The organism is Sphingobium sp. R-21, assembly GCF_049913335.1.
Lineage (GTDB): Bacteria > Pseudomonadota > Alphaproteobacteria > Sphingomonadales > Sphingomonadaceae > Sphingobium.
The window spans coordinates 1,525,856-1,544,795 of sequence record NZ_CP184375.1 but is presented as its reverse complement, the minus strand read 5'-3'; the positions used below and the strand labels follow the sequence as shown (position 1 = coordinate 1,544,795).

Sequence of the window (18,940 nt, the reverse complement as noted above, 5' to 3'; positions counted from 1 at the left end):
GTGATCGTTCCTCCCTGCCACGGGGTCTTCACAGGGTGGCGAGGCTCCGAGCCAGATCGACCTGCCTGAAGGGCTTGGTCAGCCGCGGCAGCCCTGGTGAGATGCCGGCATTCTCCGCATAGCCCGAAATCAGCAGGGCGCGGATTTCGGGCTTCAGCGCTCGCGCCTGTTCGATAAGGTCGGTGCCGGTGGTGCCCGGCATCAGATGGTCGGTGACCAGTATGTCGATGTCCGGATCGGTCTTCATGATCGCCAGCGCATGTTCGGCCGAACTCGCCTCGAGCACGTCATAGCCCAGTTCGCGCAGCATGTGCACGGTGCTTGCGCGCACCAGATCCTCGTCATCGACCACCAGAGCGGTCCCATGATCGAGCTTGACCGGATCGACGTCGGGACCGGCGATATTCCTGGTCGCCGCGCTCTCGCTGGTCGGCAGCCACAGGCTGACCGTCGTGCCCTGGCCAACGGTGCTGTCGATGGTCAGGCCGCCGCCCAGCTGCGCGGCGAGGCCGTGCACCATCGACAGGCCAAGGCCGGTCCCCTGGCCCACGCCCTTGGTCGTGAAAAAGGGTTCGATCGCCTTTTCGGCGGTCCGCTGATCCATGCCGACGCCGGTATCCTTCACCGACAGCCTGACATATCTTCCTTCCCGGAAGCGGCTGTCGGCGGCGATGCTTTCGCAGCTTACCTCTATACGAAGCTGCCCCCCATCGGGCATGGCGTCGCGCGCATTCACGGTAAGATTCAGCAAAGCCATCTCGATCTGGTTGGCGTCGGCATGGGCCGCCGGCAGATCGTCCGCCACCGCCAGTTCGACCTGCACGCGCGGGCCGGACGTGCTGACGATCAGGTCGCGCATGTCCCGCACCAGATCGCCTATGTCGATGGCGGTGGGCTGCAAAGGCTGCCGGCGCGCGAAGGCCAGCAGCCTTTGCACCAGCATCTTCGCCCGGTCGGCCGATTGCAGCGCCCCCTCGATCAGTCGCCGCTCCCGCTCCGTGCCCAGTCCTCGCCGGTGGAGCAGGTCGAGGCTGCCCACGATCGGCGTCAACAGATTGTTGAAGTCATGGGCGACTCCGCCGGTAAGCTGGCCCATGGATTCCAGCTTCTGCGACTGGCGCAGTGCCTCCTGCGCCAATTCCAGCTCATGCGAGCGCTGCTGCACGCGCTCTTCCAATGTCTCGTTGAGCGCGCGCAACCGCTCTTCGCTCCGCCGCACGGCGGCCTCCATGCGGCGCCGTTCGGTGATGTCGTTGAACAGCACGGCGACAACGGGTGCCTTGGGGTCGCCCACGCGGAATGCGTAGACATCGTACCAATAGCCCCCCAACGCGTCCGCCCCGTCCTCGAAACGTACGGCCTCTCCGGTGCGGGCGACCCGGCCGTAAATGTCGAACCAATGCTGTTCGTGATCGGGCACCAGCGAGCCCATCCTCTTGCCCACCGCGTCGTTTAGGCCGGTCTGGCGCGCAAAGGCGGGATTGGTTTCGATAAAGAGATAGTCGACGGGCTTTCCCGCCTCGTCGAAGATCATCTCTATGATGCAGAAGCCCGCTTCGATCGAATTGAAGAGGGAACGATATTTCTCCGCGCCGTGATGCAGTTCCTCCAGCCGCGCACGGGCATCATATTGCCGGCGCCGGCCGCGCAATGCCGATCGGGCCAGGCTGATCAGCGTGGTGGGGTGAAAGGGTCTCTCCAGGAAATTGACGTTGCCCAGCACCTCCAGATAGCGCGCCGCCGATGGGTTGCGCTCCAGCCCGCCGCCGCGGCGGGTCAGCAGGATGAACGGGAAATCCGACCATTTGGGCTGGTTCTGCAACCAGCCGACCAGGGGATGCAGGTCGCGATTGTGCAAGGCCTCCTCCGTCACCAGCGCGAAGCCGGCGCCATTGTCGATGCCGCTCAACAATGCGCAAAGATCCTGGCAGATCTGGGTCCGCAATCCCGCCTCGGCCAGCACCGAGGCCGCAATGTCGGCGTCACGCCCGACCGGAGCGAGAATGAGCGCCCGTTCGGACAGATGCGGTATCACGCCTTGTCGTCTTCCAGCAGCGCGGGCGCACTGCCGACGAAATGCGGAACCCCGCGCAGCACGCCCTGAAAGCCCACCAGCGGTTCGCCCAGACGGATGCCGTAGGAGCCGATGCGAAATTCGCGGATCGTGTCCTCATGCGACCCGGTGCGCTTCTTGATGATCGACATGGCGCGGCGCACACGTCCCAGCGCTTCGAAATAGCGCAGCAGGATGACCGTGTCGGCCAGATAGGTGACATCGACTGGCGTCTTCATGTCGCCCACCAGCCCGTGCTGCGCGACCGTCAGGAAGGTCGTCGCCCCCTGCCGGTTGAGATATTGCAACAGCTCGTGCATGTGCAGCACGAGCGCATTTTCCTCCGGCATGGCGGACTGATAGCCGTTCAGGCTGTCGAGGACGACGGTCATCACCCCATGTCGTTCCACGCAATTGCGCACGCGTTGGGAGAATTCGCCGGGGGACAGTTCAGCCGCGTCCACCTGCTCGACGATCAGGTCGCCGCTTTCGACCATGGACCGCATGTCGATGCCAAGGCCGAGCGCGCGGTCGAAGAGCAGGCTCAGCTCCTCGTCGAAGACGAACATCGCCGCCTTTTCCCCCCGCGCGACCGCTGCCGTGACGAAGGTGAGGGCGAGCAGCGACTTGCCCGTGCCCGCCGGGCCGAGGACGAGTACGCTCGAACCGCGCTCTATCCCGCCGCCCAGCAGGGCATCGAGCTCGCCGGAATCGCTTTTCAACATGTCCCGGCGGAAGCTGGTCTTGTGCTCAGCCGACACCAGCCGGGGAAAGACGCGGACGCCGCCCTGCGCAATGACGAAATCATGGAAGCCGCCGCGAAAATGCCGACCGCGATATTTGATGACGCGCAACCGACGGCGTTCCGGGCCATAGCCGGGGGACAGTTCCTCCAGCCGGATGACGCCATGGGCGACGCTGTGCACGGTCTTGTCGGAAACCTCCGCCGTCAGGTCGTCCAGCATCAGCACGGTCGCATTTTGCTTGGAGAAGAAATGCTTGAGCGCCAGGATCTGGCGGCGGTAGCGCAGCGAGCTTTGCGCCAGCAGCCGGATTTCCGACAGGCTGTCCAGCACGACGCGGTCGGGCCGGATCCGTTCGAACGCTTCGAAGATCCGGCGGGTCGTTTCGCCCAGTTCCAGGTCCGATGAATAGAGCAGGCTTTGCCGCTGCTGTTCATCCAGCAGGCTTTCGGGCGGCACCAGCTCGAACAGGTCCACCCCTTCCAACGTCCAGCCGTGGGATGCGGCGCTGTCGCGCATTTCATCCTCTGTTTCGGACAAGGTGATGTAAAGACAACGTTCGCCATGCCGCGCGCCTTCGATCATGAACTGCATCGCGATGGTGGTCTTGCCCGTACCTGGACTACCTTCCAGCAGGAAGACGCGCCCGCGGGTCAGTCCGCCCGAAAGGATGTCGTCAAAGCCATCCACGCCGGAAAGAGCCTGTTCGGTCGAATGGGTCTTCACGTCATCTCCTTTCAGATCAGGAGCATCGGCGATTATCACGGGACGCGGCGGCCCTGAATGCGTTGCAGATTGATTTCGATCAAGTCGATCCGTCCGAATCCTCTCATCCGCCGGGCGTGCCGCTCTTCATCTCGCCGATCTGTTCCCGCGCCTCCGATGCTGCGCGAATAAGTTCATGCCCCGTCTCGTCCGCGGCGTCGGGCGTCATGCTGATCGCGACCCCGTCGGGGCCGTCCAGCATCACCTGTCCTTCCTCGGCATAGGCCTTGCCGGATTCATCAAATACGCCGTCGCGGGGCATGCACCATCCTCTTCCTGTTCGGCAGTTCAGGACGCTTCGCAGGCGGATGTTGTTCCCTCAGCCGCCTATGAACAGATAGGATGGATCATAATCGCAAAGCCGCCGCAGCGCGGCGAGATCGAAGATCGTGACCTTGCCGCGTTGCATCTGGAGCAGCTTTCGTTCCCTCAATTCGCGCAGCATCCGGTTGATATGCACCGATGTCATGCCGCAGGCCTCACCCAGATCGGCCTGCGTCAGCGGCAGGGTGAACCGGCTGCCGTCGCTCAGGCCCACCGCGCGCAGCTTCGCTTCCATCTCGCAGAAGAAATGGCCGATCCGCGCCACGGCGTCGAGCCTGCCAAGGCGGAATATCCACTCCCTGTGCATGGCTGCGTCCAGCAGGGTGCTGAACCACAAAAGCTTGGTCAGATTGGGCCGTTCGGGCAGCAAGCGGTCGAGTGTTTCATGCGGCACCAGAGCGATCCTGCAGGCGCCGAGTGTCGCGACATCATGGTCGAGCCGCCTGAGCGGATAGCCATGCAGGTCGACGAAATCGCCGGGTACATGGACGGCGACGAGTTGGCGCAGGCCATTCCTGTCGTCCATATAGCGGCAGATGAAGCCGTCCATCAGATAGGTGCTGCAGGAGATCGGCTCGCCGGCCTGGGCGATGATCTGTCGCGCATGGGCTTTCCGGACCTGGCTCACGCTGGCCTCCAGCGCCGCGAGATCCTGGTCCGATAACTGCTCGCGGCGACGATTGCGAAGGAAGTCGGCGAAGATCATCCGGCATGTCCCAAGGCATGAGGTCGGCCTCAAGACTTAACAGCAGCCAATGTCGGCGGCCAGCTTCTTCTCTTGCGAACAATGGCTCGCTCTAGCAGCGCGCCGCGGCGTACCGCTATCGGTGAGGGAAGAAGGCGCTAGAGCGTTTTCACTATGAGCGGAAACGCTCTGGTCCTTTGATGCCGCATTTTCCGAACCGTCGACCGTAAAGGGTCAACTTTAAAATGCTCTAAAAAGGCTCGTTGAGCCGCTTCAGCGCGCCTTCGAGCATCTGCGCGTGAACCTGGGGATCGCCATGTTCAAGTTGCAGCTTGCCCAGGGCGATGCTGGTTTCGATCACATCGCGGCAACGATCGAACCGCCGTTCCTGATAGGCGTGGAGTGCGGTTTCGACATCGTCGGTCCGCGCCAGTTCCTCGGCCAGGACGATGCCGCTCTCCACCGCCATGCCCGCTCCCGATGCAAGGTGCGGCGTGGTGGCGTGGACAGCGTCCCCCACCAGCACAATGCGGCCGCTGAACCAGTCCCTGGGCTGCAATGCAGCGGCGAGCGGGCGGTAGTTGATCCAGTCGTCGCTGGTCATGTTGTCGCGGATCCACCCTGCATTGCCGCCGAAATCATGCAGCAGGCCGGTGAGCGTCACGAACAGTTCCTCTTTGTCCATGAACCTGTCCCGCTCCATATGGGGCGTCAGCATCCACATGTAGACGCGGTCGGGCGCGCAGGCTGTGATGCCGCAGGGATTGGCGTGGCCAAGGAAGAATTCGCCCATCTGCAGTTCGGGTGGTTTGCGGATCGAAATGCGCCAGCACCCCTGGCCGGTCATCTTGGCCGGTCCCATGTGCGGGAAGGCGATGTCTCGCACGGCGGAAAATATGCTGTCCGCGCCCACGACCAGATCATAGCGGCCCTCGCTCCCGTCGGAGAAGCGGACATTGACCCCACTGCCGTCGTTTTCAAGCGCCGTCACCGTCAGCCCGAGGCGGACCGGGATGCCAAGCTCACCCACGCGCTTTTGCATGATCTGGTGCAGCACCGGACGCATGATACCGCCGGTCGCGGGCAGCCCCTCCTCGATCACTGGTTCGTCGAGATCGAGGATATGCGTTCCGTCATAGCGGAACAGGCGCGTCTTGCTGGTGATCGCTCCCTTCTGCTTGATCTGGTCGAGCAGGCCGAGGCGCTTGTAGGCGCGCAATGTGGGGCCGGTGATCGTGATCCCCGCGCCATAGACGCGCCAGTCGGGATCCAGATCGATCAGCTCTGCCTTCACGCCGCGTTCGGCAAGGCTGATCGCGCTTGCCATTCCGCCGATACCCCCGCCCACGACAAGCGCCGTTGCGATGCTTTTGATTGCCGCTTCAGTCATGCCCTCTGCATGAACGGAGCATGGGCAACAGGCAAATTGGAACAATGGATAGGAACCCATCCACGCGAACGGTGCGATAGAGAGGACGAGGGTGCAAGGGCGCCCTTCTCCGCCACGGTCGGCAAATGACCCGCGTCCAATCCTACCAGGCGGTCGCCCCGGCATCGACCGAAAAGTCGGCCCCGGTGACGTAGCGCGCCTCGTTGCTGGCAAGCCAGGTGGCGCACCAGCCGATGTCGGAGGGCTCTCCGATCAACTTGAGCATGTTCTTGGACAGCACGATGTCGAGGAATTCGGGATGCGCGTCGAGATGGCGCCCGGTTGCTTCGGTCCGGATAAAACCGGGGGCGATGGTGTTGGCGCGGATGTTGTGTGGGGCGCCTTCCATCGCCAACTGGCGCGTCATGGCCAGGACTCCGCCCTTGCCGGCGCAATGGGCGAGGGCGGGCGAGCCTTCGAGTGCCTTCCACGCATTTGCGCTGGCGAAGTTGATCACGCTCGCCGCCCCGCTGGCCTTGAGCCATGGCCAGGCCGCACGGGTGGGAAGAAAGACGATGTCCAGTTCGGCGTCGAGCGTCTTCCTCCAGTCGGCATAGGTCAGGTCCTCGATCCAGGCGAAGACGGCAAAGGCCGCCGCGTTGAGGAGGATGTCCACCTTGCCGAACTCCGACCCGATATCGGCGAACAGCGCGTTGGTTGCCGCTTCGTCGAGAAGGTTGCAGGCGCGATCGGCATCTTTAAGATCGACGCCGATCACCGTCGCGCCTTCCGCGGCGAAGATTTCCGCGCAACCCTTGCCGATGCCGTTGCCGGCGCCCGTGACCACGGCCACCTTGCCTGCCAGACGGTTTGCCAATGTCCTCTCCCTCGATCTGTTCCGCGCCCGTGACGCCCTGATACCATCTGGGTAGCCTAATAGGCTGCAGCTCCGTGGGAAAATTCGAATTGTCGATGGAAAACCATCCATGCGCAAGGTTCGTGCAACCTTCGCCGTGCCGTTGCGGCGCATACATTCGAACCATGGATAGGAATGCATTGATACAAATGGCGGGAGTTTCGGCCTGAAAGCCTCTATCCCGTCTCCAAGCAAAATATCGTGAAAGGGGAGGGGAATCCTTATGCGCACAGCATTTCTGGTCACCACGGCAATGACGGCGATCGCCCTTGCTTCGCCCGCATTCGCCCAGGAGGCGCAATCGGCGGCATCGGACAATGGCGGCATCAGCGAGATCATCGTCACCGCGCAGCGCAAGGAAGAATCGCTGCAGAAGGCCGCTCTGGCGATCGACGCGGTCTCGGGCGACGATCTGGCCCAGCGCGGCATCGCCAGTGCGACCGACATCACCAAGGCTGTTCCGGCAATCTCCTTGCCATCGCCGGGCGGCAACATCTCGTCCATCTTCATTCGCGGCGTCGGCAATGTCACGACCAGCAGCTATAATGATCCGGCAGTGACGCCGAGCTATGACGGCGTGGTGCTGGGTCGCGGCGCCGGCGTTTTCGGCGCGGCCTTCTATGATCTTGCGCGGGTCGAGGTGCTCAAGGGGCCGCAAGGCATTCTCTATGGCCGCAATGCCACCGGCGGCGCGGTGAACATCATCCCGAACCGGCCGGTCATAGGCCGCAATGGCGCCGGGTTCAACGTGAGCGCTGGCAACTACGATGCGGTCGATGCCGATGCCTATGTGAACCTTGGCGTCAGCGATATCAGCGCGCTGCGCCTGGGCGCGGCTTATGCGGTGCGCGACGGTTACAATCGCGATGGAACCGATGACCTGCGCCGCGGATCGCTGCGCGCGCAATTCCTCATCGAGCCTTCCAACGATCTCTCGCTTCGCATCGGTGCGGATTATACGCATCTGGGCGGCAGGGGCGTGGGCGGATCCTATGTCGGCGGCTATGCGCCCGACGGCGCGGGCGGCTATGCCTTCTTCCCGTCGGGTCTGGATGCCAGCGAAGGGTTCAATACGCCCGCCGCCAATGCCTTCCGCAACCAGAATCTTGGCGCCCCGGCATTTGCCTTCCTCAGCGCGATGAACAGCGACCAGCGGCAGGACAGCACCTATTGGGGCGTGAATGCAGAGCTCAACTGGACGACTGGCATCGGCAAGGTCACGATCATCCCCGCCTATCGCGAGAGTGAGGACCACTCGCTGTTCTACGGTCCTGCCTTCAATACGGCGATGACGAACGAAAAAATCCGCCAGACCAGCCTGGAGGCGCGGCTCGCCGGCAAGACCGGCATGTTCGACTATGTGGTGGGCGGGTTCTTCTTCAATGAGAAGATCGATGCCAACAACCAGTATAATCAGGAGTTCGTTCTCCCGATCGTCAATTATCGGCACAAGACCGACAGCTATGCCGGATTTGGCCAGCTGACCGCCAATATATCAGACCGCTTCCGGTTGATCGGCGGCGCGCGCTATACGCATGACAAGAAGTCGATCAATGGCCTGATCAACAACTTCATCACCTTCTGCGGCGGTCCGCCCCCGGCGTTGGTGACGCCGCCTGCCTCCTTCGGCATCGGCTGCGCCACGCCCGGCAACATGCCCTATTATCCGAACTTCCTGAACACCACGGATACGATAAACTGGCTGAGGACCAACAACTGGATCGCGTCGGGCAGCACGGATCAGGCGGGCTATCAGGTCTTCCCGTTGCTGACGGGCGCGGGCGCCATTTTGAAGACCTACAATCCAGTGGTGGACAGCAAGGGTTTCTCGCGCGTGACCTGGAAGGGTTCGGCCGAGTTCGACCTCAGCCCACAGAATCTGCTCTATGCAACGGTCGAGAGCGGCTACCGTGCCGGCGGCCTGCAGATGACGGAAAGCAAGACCAGCTACAAGCCGGAGTTCATCACCGCCTACACGATCGGTTCGAAGAACAGGTTCTTTGACAATCACGTCCAGCTCAACCTCGAAGGCTTCATCTGGAAATATCGTGATCAGCAGATCACCTATTTCACCGTCGATACTTCGGGCACGCTGATCAATTCGAACGAAAACGCCGGTCGGGCCACGATCAAGGGCTTCGACGTGGATCTACTCATAAAGCCGACGGGTCGCACCACACTTAATGCCAAGGTACAGTATCTCGATAGCAGATATGATGACCTTCACCTCTACACTGCCGCGCCGCGTGACAACTTCAATTGCCCGTACACCTTCACCGGCGGCACGGCCGGCGGCGCGCCGGTCAAGGACTTCAACTGTTCGGGCAACCCTCTGCTGTTCTCGCCCAAATGGACGGTCAATCTTGGCGCGGAACAGATCGTGCCGCTGGGCGAAAAACTGGAACTGGTCGCCAATGTCGATACGGCATGGCGCGACCGCCAGTGGGGAGGATTTGAATATCTCGCGTTCGAGAATATTCCCGCCTACTGGACGACGGATGCAGCGCTGACCCTGCGTGATCCCAGCGGTGGATGGTCGCTGACGGCATATGTCCGCAATCTCGAGGACAAGCGCCGCAACCTCGCTCCGCAGGCGTCCCCTCTGGGCATGGCGGTCGGCCACTTCTCGGCACCGCGCACCTACGGCCTGCGTCTTTCCGGCAATTTCTAGGGGCATGCCGACGTGAATATCCTGCTGACCGGGGCCGGCGGATTTGTCGGGCGGGAACTTGGCCGCCTGCTGGTGGGCGCCGATCACGCGCTTGTCGGGATCGACACGGATGCCGGGGGGATTCCCGCCGGCATCCGTGCCGTTGAGGGGGATCTTGCCGATCCTGCGGTTCGGGCCGAAGCGCTCGGCACCGGCTGCGACGCGCTGATCCACCTGGCCACGGTGCCGGGCGGCGCGGCGGAGGCCGACCCGTCCGCTTCGCGCCGCATCAATGTCGACGCGATGTACGACCTGCTGGTCGAGGCTTCGGCGCTGAAGCCCGGTCTTCGCGTGGTCTATGCCAGCTCCATCGCGGTGTTCGGCGATCCCCTGCCAGCCCAGGTCGATGATGCCACGCCGCTTTCACCCAGGATGATCTATGGCGGGCACAAGGCGATGATGGAACATGCCGTGGCCATGTTTTCCAATCGAGGCCTGATCGATGGGGTGACCGTGCGACTGCCCGGTATTCTCGCCCGGCCAAAGGGGCCGTCGGGCATGAAGTCGGCCTTCATGTCGGACCTGTTCCATGCGCTGCGGGCGGGGGAGGGGTATACTTGTCCCGTTTCCGCCGCTGGCAGCATCTGGGCGCAGTCGGTGCGGCAATGCGCGCGCAACTTCCTTCATGCGCTGACGCTGGATTCCGGGCTGATGCCGCCGACCCGCGCGGTAACGCTGCCTGCTCTGCGCATCAGCATGGCGGACCTTGTCGCGGAAATCGCGCGGCAATGCGCCGTGTCGCCGGACCTTGTGCGCTATGCGCCGGACGCGGCACTTGAAGCGGCTTTTGCCGCGCAGCCGCCGCTCGCCACGCCTGCGGCCGAGCGCGCCGGCTTTGCGCATGACGGAGACCTTGCTACACTTGTCTCCAACGCCCTCGCAACGATCTGAGGGCGATTGGAGATGGCGATGCGATTCGGACGGCTCGACCTCAACCTGCTGGTGGCGCTCGACGCGTTGCTGACCGAGCGCAGCGTCAGCCTGGCGGCAGATCGCCTGTGCCTGTCGCAGTCGGCCACGTCCAGCGCGCTTGGGCGATTGCGCGAATATTTCGGCGACGAACTGCTGGTGGTCAAGGGACGCAACATGATCCTGACGGCCCGCGCGGAGGAGTTGATCGACCCCGTTCGCGCCGTGCTGGAACAAATCCGGACCACGGTTGCGGTCGCGCCGCCCTTCGACCCGATGACGACGGACCGCATGATCCGCATCATGGCCTCGGATTATTCGACCGAGGTGCTGTTGGCCGGCGCTCTGGCCGAGCTGGAGAAGGAAGCGCCGCAGATGCGTTTCGAAATTCAGCCGATGAACGACAGTCCGATAGAGGCGATCGAGCGGGGCTATGTCGATCTGCTGCTGACGATCGACTATGCCATTTCGCCCGACCATCCCAGCCAGCTATTGTTCGAGGACGATTATGTCGTGGTCGGTGATCGCAGCAATCCGGCGATGAACGAACCGATGACGCGCGATCTCTATTTCCGGCTTGGCCATGTTTCGCCCCGCTTCGGCAAACAACGGGTTCCGGCATTTGAGGACTGGTTCGTGCGTCGCCAGAAGCAGCAGCGCCGTATCGAGGTGATCGCGCCCACTTTCCTCTCGCTGCCCGGCCTGATCGTCGGCACCAACCGCATCGCGACGATGCATCGGCGCATGGCGGATATCGTCGTGCGGTCGAGGCCGCTGGTCATGCGCGAAATCCCATTTGCCATCCCACCGATCCGCGAAAGCGTGCAGTGGAACATCGCAAACAGCAACGACCGCGCCCTGCGCTGGGTTACCGAGCGGCTTCAGGCCGCGGCAATGCGAGAGGTGCCGGCGCCGGAGGGCAATGTCGTGACGCTCAATGCCGTCAATGAGATTGACCTCAACGAGATCGAGGCCGAATACCGCATGAACCACCCCCAGCGTTAAGCCCGTACGGACTTCCGCGCTGATCCATCTGTAACGTCGATAGCTTGGGTCCGGAAACTTGCGTTTCCGGACTTGCCTCCGCTTGGGCATGGATATGTCCTGAAACAAATTCGGGAGAAACCATGTCCCATCATCTTACCCCCGCAGTGCTAGGTGTCGAAGCCGTCGTCTTCGGTGTCGCCGATCTTGCCGAACACACCCGCTTCTGGACCGATTTCGGCCTGCCATTGGAATCGGCAAGCGAAAGCGAGACCGTGTTCCGACTGCAGTCGGGCAGCCGCATCATCCTGTTGCAGCATGGCGATGAGCGGCTGCCGTCACCTGATCCGTTCCCCGGCGATGGCGTGAAGGAGACCGTGTGGGGAGTGGACACGGCCGAGAATCTCGATCGGATCGCGGCGAGCCTTGCCAGCGAGGTGACGGTCACGCGCGATCCGGACGGCACGGTCCGTTGCGTCTGCCCCGACGGCCAGCCGATCGCGCTGCGCCCGTGGGACAAGCGTCCCGTGGTATCGGAGGCGAGCCCCGTCAACACGCCCTCCAACTGGCCGCGCTTCAACCAGCACCGTATATGGCGCAAACGCGCGATCCCAAAGACCATCAACCATGTCGTGTTCTTCAGCCCGGACTATGTGGGCAGCTTTGAATTCTACGAACGGCACCTGGGCTTCCGCTATGTCGACCATTCGAAGGGGACCGGCATCTTTGCGCGCGCGGGCGGCACGTTCGAGCATCACTCGATCTTCTGGGTCAATTGCGACCTGCCGATCGCGCCGGATCATTTCAGGTTCATGCACATCGCCTTCGGTTGCGACGACATTGACGAGGTCATGCTGGGCGCCAACATCATGGACAACAAGGGCTGGAAGAACACCACGATGAACACCTCCGGCGGTATTTCGCGCCATCGGATTTCCAGCGCCATCTATTATTATTGCGAGATGCCCGGCCATGCGGGCGAGGCTGAATATCATGCCGACACCGACTATCTCGACGACAACTGGGTACCGCGGGCGTGGGACTTCAAGTTCGGTTCGCTGCTGTGGTCGCATAATGCGCCGGCCATTTTCCGCGGCGACAACATTCCCTGGGACATGACCTTCGATGCCGATCGCAGCAGCTTCGAACCGTTTCGCCGTGCACGGCAGGGCAAGCAGCCAATCGAGGGGGATCTCTCCCGCCTCACGGCCGATGACGAGCACGCGATCTGAATGGCAGGAGGGCAACAGCGGCGATCAGCGCCGCCGTTGCCCTCCTGCTTGTGGACCTCAATCCGCTTGTCCTGACCGGCAATCGGTACCGAGCCAGGAAATAGCTCCCGTCTTTTGATGCCGCATTTTCCGAGCCGTTGACCGTAAACGGTCAAGTTGGAAAATGCCCTAGCGCATCTCGGCGAAAGTCTGCGCACACCAGTCGGCGATATAGTCGCGCATGCCGGTGCCGTTGTCGGCGCCGCAATGCTCCACCTCGAAATCATCCTTGGTGAATATCCGCAATGTTCGCTTGGGGCTGTTCACCGCCTGATCGTAGCTCATCTCAGCATTGTAGGCCGGAATCTGCCGGTCGTTTTCGCCATGGGTGATCAGGAACGGAACCTTGATCTTCGCAACCTGCCCATCCAGCGTGATCTGGTCGGCATATTCCAGGAAGGCATCGCGATCATCGATGCCGAATACCCACATCACATGATCCCAATAATGCGGCACCGGGTTCTCGCCCTCATTGGCGACGCGTTCGCGCTGGCGCTGGCCCCAGACATGGTTCGCGCCCATGACCGCGCACAGGGCATAGCGTGGGTCGTTGGCGGCGATGCGCGGCGCGTGATAACCGCCGAAGGACAGGCCGAAAATGCCGATCCTTGAATGGATCACATCGTCGCGGGTCAGCAGATAGTCGAAGGCGGGGCTGCCCCAGCGTTCGGCATCGTAGACGGCGGCCAGATTCCGCTTGCGGATCGCCTCGCCTGTGCCCGGCTGGTCCACGAACAAGGTGTTCATTCCGCGTGCGAGATTGACCGCGCCGTGGCCAGCCATATTGACCTGCTCCTTCATGGAGTCCAGGCCATTGACCGAAACCAGCGCCGGACGTGGCGTGCCCGATCCATCGTGCACGAAGATCGCCGGATAGCTTGTTCCCTCATAGGGGATTTCGACCTTGTCGACATGCAGGCCGCTGAGCGCGCTGCCCCTGTGATAGAGCTCAAGGCCCTTGTTATAGGCTGCCCAGCGTGGGGCATAATCGCGGCTCTGCAGGCGCTCGGCGCCAAGATAATAGCCGGACGCGCGCAGATATTTGGCCCCTGCGGAAAGCAGGAAGCCCTCGGCCTCGTCCCTTTCGGCATTGCGCGCAACCTGATCGGCCACGGCGATCCAACTGTCGAAAAGTTGGGACGATCCGGCATCGGCCCCGGCCTTTGCCGCCTCCCGCACGGGACGGCATACTTCGTCCAGTTCGCCGTGATTGCCCCCGGCGATCAGGGCAAGGTTGATGCCAAGGTTCCAGATGTAATTTCCGGGAAAGGGTTCGAACATTGCGATAAGTCCTGTGCTGTGCTCAGACGGCGGGGGCTAGGATGGCGGTTCCGGTCATCCGGCATGACAACGCCGGTAATCCTGGTGATCGGGCGGCATGTTCACTGAGCTGCGGCAGCATCGGCCGCTTCGCCAGATCGCCATGAATCTCCCCGCGCGGTTGTTTGCAATCATGCTGCCCTTGCAACAGGTCACGGCGCGCGACCATCGCATTATATCGATGGCAGGCTATCGACCAAATGCCTTTGTCCTGTGCACGCAGGCTGCATGACGGTGGTGTTCAGCATCATGTTCCGTCGCTGATCAATGTCCCGCCATCCACCACCAGATTCTGTCCGGTGACGAAAGCGCCGGCGGCCGAAGCCAGGAAAAGGGCTGCCCCGGCAACCTCATGAACTTCCCCCGGTCGGCGCAGCGGGGTCATGGCCATGCGCCGCTGCATGAAGGCAGCGTCGGCCAGCAGCGGCGCCGACAATTCGGTGCGGATGAAGCCCGGTGAGATTGCGTTGACGCGTACGTTGCGCGGCCCCCACTCGACCGCAAGATTGCGGGCCAGTTGCGCCACACCCGCCTTGGCGAGCGCATAGGCGTTGATGGCGCTGTTACCGCGCAGGCTCGAGAGGCTAGAAATAAGGATGGTGCTGCCGCCGCCCCGCGCCGCAATATGAGGCAAGGCAAGGTTGCACAGCGTCACCTGGCTCCGCAGGTTTATCGCCATGACCTGATCGAAATCGTCCATGTCGACCGTGGCGAAAGGGCCGGGGCGACCCGTGATCCCCGCGTTGCAGACCAGAATGTCGATTCCGCCATGATGATCGGCCGTGCCATGGACCAGCTTCTCAAGCTGCCTTGCATCGGTGACATCGGCGGGAATGGCCAGCGTGCCCATCTCCTGGCCGACACGGTCGCAATCGTCCGCATTTTCGCTGGAGATCACCACCTTCGCGCCTTGATCCTGAAGGGCGCGGGCTATCGCCAGGCCAATGCCGCGCGTTGACCCGGTGATGATCGCGACCTTGCCGTGCAGGTCGAACAGGTTCAATGCGCCGCTTCCGGCTTGTCTTCCGGCAAAGGCCGGCCGTCATGAAGATAGGCGGGCGCCTCGATCAGGACGAAAGCGATCCGGCACGGCTTGTCCGAAACGTTGCGCCAAAGATGATTGGTCCCGCGCTGGATGATGATGCCACCTTCGCCTATGCGCGTTTTCCGGCCGTCATCCAGTTCCAGCTCGACCTCGCCCGACATGACGATGCCATAGTCGATGCTGTTGGTGCGATGCATGGGGGACTGCTTTCCGGGCAGCATGTCGACGATGCGGATCACCGACCCCCTGTTCAATGTCAGGCCAGCATCGCGTTCGCGGCCGTCCGTCTCGTCATTATTGTCGGCCGGGACTGTTTCGGTCGTCCAGAGCAGGAGGAAGGCTGCGTCGCCCGATGGAATCATCCGCGTCGGGGTCATGTCCTCGGACTTGAAGATGGCGCGCCCCTGCGCATCATGGCCCGTGACGACGCGTTGCACCAGGGGCAGGCCGGAGTCGCTCAATTCAGTCATCGGGGCTTCTCTTCCTTGTGCCATGCGGCAAGCGATGGGGCAGGTGGACCGTGATGGTCAAAGCCAATATATGGATAGTCGGCCTCCATAAATTCGATTTGACCTGCACGTCGGCAACCTCAGCCGACAACGGCCTCCTTGCGTCCGGCCTGGCGCATCGGACCCTTCGCGCGTCCCGTTCGTATAGTGGGTTCCATAATCAGGAGATGATCATGACCGATGCGCAGAAGCTGAAGGAACATCTGTGGGCCCGCATGTCGGACAGCCCGTTCATGATGATGGGCCTGACGGGCGGCGGGCAGCATAGCGAGCCGCTCACCGTTCAGTTGGACAGGGATCAGGTGGACACGCTCTGGTTCTTCATCGGCAAGGATAACCGTCTTGCCGGCGGCGGCGCGGCCATGAGCCAGTTCGTGTCCAAGGGGCACGATTTCTTCGCCTGCCTTGCTGGACGCGCGCGTATCGACAATGACCCGGCGATGATCGACAAGCTGTGGTCGACGACGGTGGAAGCCTGGTTCCCCGGTGGCAAGTCCGATCCCAATCTTGCCCTGTTGCGTTTTGACATTGACGAGGCTGAGCTGTGGGAAGCGGATGTGTCGCTGACCGGAAAGCTGAAGATGCTGTTCGGCGGCAAGATCCGCCCGAGCGAGGAGGGCAGCCACGCCCGCGTCGAGACGACAGCGACCTGAATTTCGCCCCGGTGGGCCGTGGCGATATTCGGCAGGGCGGTTCTCCCGACGTGCTCGAAGGAGGGACGCGACCAGGGAGTCGCGGCCCTCCTTTGCTTCATGCTGGCCTCATGCTGCGTCCACCAGGACAATCTCGCTGTCCTCGATGGCGGTGACGCGGATGACGTCCATATCGCTGATGGCCGCGCCGTCGCGGGCGTTGATCCGGACATCGTCGATCTGGATCGCGCCGGTCGCCGGCACTAGATAAGCCTTGCGATCACGACCGATCGGATAATCCGCGCTCTCCCCGGCCTTCAGCGTCGCGGCAACCACCCGCGCATCCGTGCGGATCGGAAGGGCATCATGATCATTGTCATAGCCTGAAGCCAGCGTCACGAACTGACCGGTGCGATCGCCCTTGGGAAAGGGCCGGGCGCCCCAGCTTGGCGCTTCGCCGTTGCGGGTGGGCATGATCCAGATCTGGAAAATCCGGGTCGTCACATCCTCCAGATTATATTCCGAATGACGGATGCCCGTACCGGCGCTCATCACCTGCACGTCGCCCGCTTCGGTGCGGCCCTTGTTGCCAAGGCTGTCCTGATGCGTGATCGCGCCTTCCCGGACATAGGTGATGATTTCCATGTCGCGGTGCGGATGCGGCGGAAAGCCGGTCTGGGGGGCGATGGTGTCGTCGTTCCAGACGCGCAGATTGCCCCAGTGCATGCGGGCCGGATCATGATAGTCGGCGAAGGAAAAATGGTGCTTGGCGTTCAGCCAGCCGTGATTGGCGCTGCCGAGGCTGTCGAAAGGACGCAGTTCGATCATGTCTTGTCTCCTGATCGGGTGGGGACCGGAAATGGCCTCGCCCTGTTGAACATCTCTTTACAGCGGACCGGCTTTCCCGTTCAGTGGGATAAATTGCATCAAACCGTTCGAGAAAATGGAAGATTTGATCAGGCTCCTGCGTTGGCGATCCGGATTGAAATCCAGCCATTGCGGCTGACGCTTCAGGATGAGGGGAGTGATTTTCCGCCTGCACGAACGCCATCACCTCCTCCGGCGTCATTTGCGGGCCGGTGCGGTAACCGACATTGGCCGGATCACGACGGTCCCTTGACCGGGACCGGGCTGAGCGGCTTGACCTCGCGAATGATCACCAGCGTCTTGAACGTGCGGATGCCGTCATTGGCGGCGAACAGGCGCTGCGCGAGATTGTCATAGCCCTCCATGTCGCGGGCCACGATACGTAGCGCAAAGTCATGATCCCCCGTGACGTTCCAGGCCTCCAGTATCTCAGGCTCGTTGCGAAATATCTCCATCATCTCGTTCATCGTGCGCGCGCTTTCGCGTTCCAGCGAGACGAGGACGATCATCGACAGGGGCCAGCCCAGATTTCGCGGGCGTACGATGGCGACCTCGCGTTCGATGATGCCGATTGCGCGAAGGCGGCGTATGCGCCGGTAACAGGCGGGAGGCGACAGGCCGACGGATTCCGCCAGTGCGGAGACCGGCCGCTGCGCATCGGCCTGCAACAATTCGATCAGCTTTCTGTCGAACGAATCAAGGGGATCATTTTTCATCGCTCGTGCAGGATATGCGATAAATTTTATCGAAAAAGGGACAAAAAAGAACGCACTTATCCGGCCCCTTGCGCTAGCAGGCTGGCAATCGTCCACAAATTTCGAGTGCTGCATGTCCTGTGTTGCTGCGCCGCGGCCCACCACCGCGCGCGTCGATCCCGTCGCGCTGGGAGCGCTTTCTCTATCCCTTCTGTCGGTGACCTGCGGCGCCTCCTTGGCCAAGCGGCTGTTTCCGCTGGTCGGGCCCGAAGGCGCGACGACGCTGCGCCTCATCGTGGGTGCGGTCATCCTTTCGCTGGTGTTCAGGCCGTGGCGGCTGGACTGGCGCGCGGGTTGGCGCCCCCTGCTGGCTTATGGCGTGGTGCTGGGCGTCATGAATCTGTCCTTCTACAATGCCCTGGCCCATATTCCGCTGGGCCTTGCCATAGCGATCGAATTCACAGGCCCCCTGGCCGTGGCCTTGCTCACCTCGCGGCGGAAGCTGGACTTTCTCTGGATCAGTCTTGCGGTGGCGGGCCTGGCCAGCCTGCTGCCGCTATGGGGCGCATCGTCCCGGATGGACGGGCGTGGTATCGCTCTGGCGCTTCTGGCCGGGGCATGCTGGGCCGGCTATATATTGATCGGGCGGCATGCCGGGCGCATCCATGGCGCGGCGGCCTCGGCCGGAGGCATGATCGTTGCAGCCCTGCTGATCGCGCCGGTCGGGCTGGTCCATGCCGGTTCTGCGCTGTTGAGGCCGGAGGTGCTTCTGCTTGGCGTAGCCGTGGGCATCGTCTCCAGCGCCATTCCCTATTCGCTGGAGATGGTCGCGCTACCCCGGCTACCCGCCAACACATTCGGTATTTTGATGAGCGCCGAGCCCGCCGTCGGCGCCATCATGGCGCTGGTCCTGCTGGGCGAGGTACTGACGCTGTCCCAATGGATGGCGATCGGCCTCATCATCTGCGCTTCCATCGGCACTGCCGTCACCGGCCGATCGGGTGAGGTGATGGAACAGCCCTGATACCCTGCGGATCGGCCGCGAAGGTCCATCACACACATGGTGTTTTGGCGCGAAGGGGCGGTTGGATTGACCGGCCGACGTCTTTCTGGAACCCCATTGCCCCAAACGGCCATGATGCC

18 protein-coding genes are annotated in these 18,940 nt (G+C 62.5%); 7 read left to right on the top strand and 11 right to left on the bottom strand.

Going from position 1 to position 18,940, the window contains the following annotated elements:
• Positions 1-28: 28 nt before the first annotated feature.
• The 6 genes from ACN9MX_RS21480 to ACN9MX_RS21455 form a co-directional block, all read right to left on the bottom strand.
• Positions 29-2,035, bottom strand: coding sequence for a hybrid sensor histidine kinase/response regulator (locus ACN9MX_RS21480; protein WP_363829101.1), 2,007 nt, complete (start codon positions 2,033-2,035; stop codon positions 29-31).
• Positions 2,032-3,522: an ATPase domain-containing protein gene (locus ACN9MX_RS21475; RefSeq protein ID WP_363736395.1), complete on the bottom strand. Its 1,491-nt coding sequence runs from the start codon at positions 3,520-3,522 to the stop codon at positions 2,032-2,034. The genes ACN9MX_RS21480 and ACN9MX_RS21475 overlap by 4 nt, the downstream gene beginning before the upstream one ends.
• A 103-nt stretch (positions 3,523-3,625) precedes the next feature.
• Positions 3,626-3,823 carry a hypothetical protein gene (locus ACN9MX_RS21470; RefSeq protein ID WP_363736393.1) on the bottom strand — a complete coding sequence of 66 codons (198 nt, stop codon included), beginning with the start codon at positions 3,821-3,823 and terminating at the stop codon, positions 3,626-3,628.
• A gap of 57 nt (positions 3,824-3,880) precedes the next feature.
• Entirely contained in the window at positions 3,881-4,591 is a 711-nt protein-coding gene (locus ACN9MX_RS21465; protein ID WP_363829098.1) for a Crp/Fnr family transcriptional regulator, read from the bottom strand.
• A gap of 229 nt (positions 4,592-4,820) precedes the next feature.
• Positions 4,821-5,960 carry an FAD-dependent monooxygenase gene (locus ACN9MX_RS21460; protein ID WP_363736390.1) on the bottom strand — a complete coding sequence of 380 codons (1,140 nt, stop codon included), beginning with the start codon at positions 5,958-5,960 and terminating at the stop codon, positions 4,821-4,823.
• 142 nt (positions 5,961-6,102) lie between these two features.
• Positions 6,103-6,816, bottom strand: coding sequence for an SDR family NAD(P)-dependent oxidoreductase (locus ACN9MX_RS21455; protein WP_363736389.1), 714 nt, complete (start codon positions 6,814-6,816; stop codon positions 6,103-6,105).
• Between the two features lie 262 nt (positions 6,817-7,078).
• Between ACN9MX_RS21455 and ACN9MX_RS21450 the strand changes: the two genes are divergently transcribed.
• The 4 genes from ACN9MX_RS21450 to ACN9MX_RS21435 all read left to right on the top strand — a co-directional run bounded on the left by ACN9MX_RS21450 (position 7,079) and on the right by ACN9MX_RS21435 (position 12,690).
• Positions 7,079-9,526: a TonB-dependent receptor gene (locus ACN9MX_RS21450; RefSeq protein ID WP_363829095.1), complete on the top strand. Its 2,448-nt coding sequence runs from the start codon at positions 7,079-7,081 to the stop codon at positions 9,524-9,526.
• Between the two features lie 12 nt (positions 9,527-9,538).
• Positions 9,539-10,456 (top strand): NAD-dependent epimerase/dehydratase family protein, encoded by a 918-nt coding sequence (locus tag ACN9MX_RS21445; RefSeq protein WP_363829092.1) that lies wholly within the window; start codon positions 9,539-9,541, stop codon positions 10,454-10,456.
• Positions 10,457-10,468: 12 nt separating this feature from the next.
• Positions 10,469-11,479: a LysR family transcriptional regulator gene (locus tag ACN9MX_RS21440; RefSeq protein ID WP_363736385.1), complete on the top strand. Its 1,011-nt coding sequence runs from the start codon at positions 10,469-10,471 to the stop codon at positions 11,477-11,479.
• 122 nt (positions 11,480-11,601) lie between these two features.
• Entirely contained in the window at positions 11,602-12,690 is a 1,089-nt protein-coding gene (locus ACN9MX_RS21435) for a VOC family protein (RefSeq protein WP_363829089.1), read from the top strand.
• A gap of 168 nt (positions 12,691-12,858) precedes the next feature.
• On the opposite strand, the gene ACN9MX_RS21430 is transcribed toward ACN9MX_RS21435, so the two are convergent.
• Entirely contained in the window at positions 12,859-14,010 is a 1,152-nt protein-coding gene (locus tag ACN9MX_RS21430) for an alpha/beta hydrolase family protein (protein WP_363829086.1), read from the bottom strand.
• Between the two features lie 97 nt (positions 14,011-14,107).
• On the opposite strand from ACN9MX_RS21430, the gene ACN9MX_RS21425 reads away from it, so the two are divergent.
• On the top strand, positions 14,108-14,281 hold the full coding sequence (locus ACN9MX_RS21425; RefSeq protein ID WP_363752331.1) for a hypothetical protein: 174 nt from the start codon (positions 14,108-14,110) through the stop codon (positions 14,279-14,281).
• A gap of 15 nt (positions 14,282-14,296) precedes the next feature.
• Here the strand turns inward: ACN9MX_RS21425 and ACN9MX_RS21420 are convergent, their stop codons facing one another.
• Together ACN9MX_RS21420 and ACN9MX_RS21415 are read right to left on the bottom strand one after the other, a co-directional pair.
• A complete protein-coding gene (locus tag ACN9MX_RS21420; protein WP_363829083.1) occupies positions 14,297-15,052 on the bottom strand; it encodes an SDR family NAD(P)-dependent oxidoreductase in 756 nt (251 codons plus the stop codon).
• Positions 15,049-15,564, bottom strand: a complete 516-nt coding sequence (locus ACN9MX_RS21415) for a cupin domain-containing protein (protein WP_363736380.1) — start codon at positions 15,562-15,564, stop codon at positions 15,049-15,051. Before ACN9MX_RS21415 ends, ACN9MX_RS21420 begins: the two co-directional genes overlap by 4 nt.
• A 212-nt stretch (positions 15,565-15,776) precedes the next feature.
• Between ACN9MX_RS21415 and ACN9MX_RS21410 the strand changes: the two genes are divergently transcribed.
• Positions 15,777-16,256: a pyridoxamine 5'-phosphate oxidase family protein gene (locus tag ACN9MX_RS21410; RefSeq protein WP_363829080.1), complete on the top strand. Its 480-nt coding sequence runs from the start codon at positions 15,777-15,779 to the stop codon at positions 16,254-16,256.
• 108 nt (positions 16,257-16,364) lie between these two features.
• Here the strand turns inward: ACN9MX_RS21410 and ACN9MX_RS21405 are convergent, their stop codons facing one another.
• Together ACN9MX_RS21405 and ACN9MX_RS21400 are read right to left on the bottom strand one after the other, a co-directional pair.
• Positions 16,365-17,063 carry a pirin family protein gene (locus ACN9MX_RS21405; RefSeq protein WP_363736377.1) on the bottom strand — a complete coding sequence of 233 codons (699 nt, stop codon included), beginning with the start codon at positions 17,061-17,063 and terminating at the stop codon, positions 16,365-16,367.
• A gap of 275 nt (positions 17,064-17,338) precedes the next feature.
• Positions 17,339-17,818 carry an Lrp/AsnC family transcriptional regulator gene (locus ACN9MX_RS21400; protein WP_133651393.1) on the bottom strand — a complete coding sequence of 160 codons (480 nt, stop codon included), beginning with the start codon at positions 17,816-17,818 and terminating at the stop codon, positions 17,339-17,341.
• Positions 17,819-17,930: 112 nt separating this feature from the next.
• Between ACN9MX_RS21400 and ACN9MX_RS21395 the strand changes: the two genes are divergently transcribed.
• Positions 17,931-18,821 (top strand): EamA family transporter, encoded by an 891-nt coding sequence (locus ACN9MX_RS21395; RefSeq protein WP_363829074.1) that lies wholly within the window; start codon positions 17,931-17,933, stop codon positions 18,819-18,821.
• The last annotated feature ends 119 nt before the right edge of the window (positions 18,822-18,940 follow it).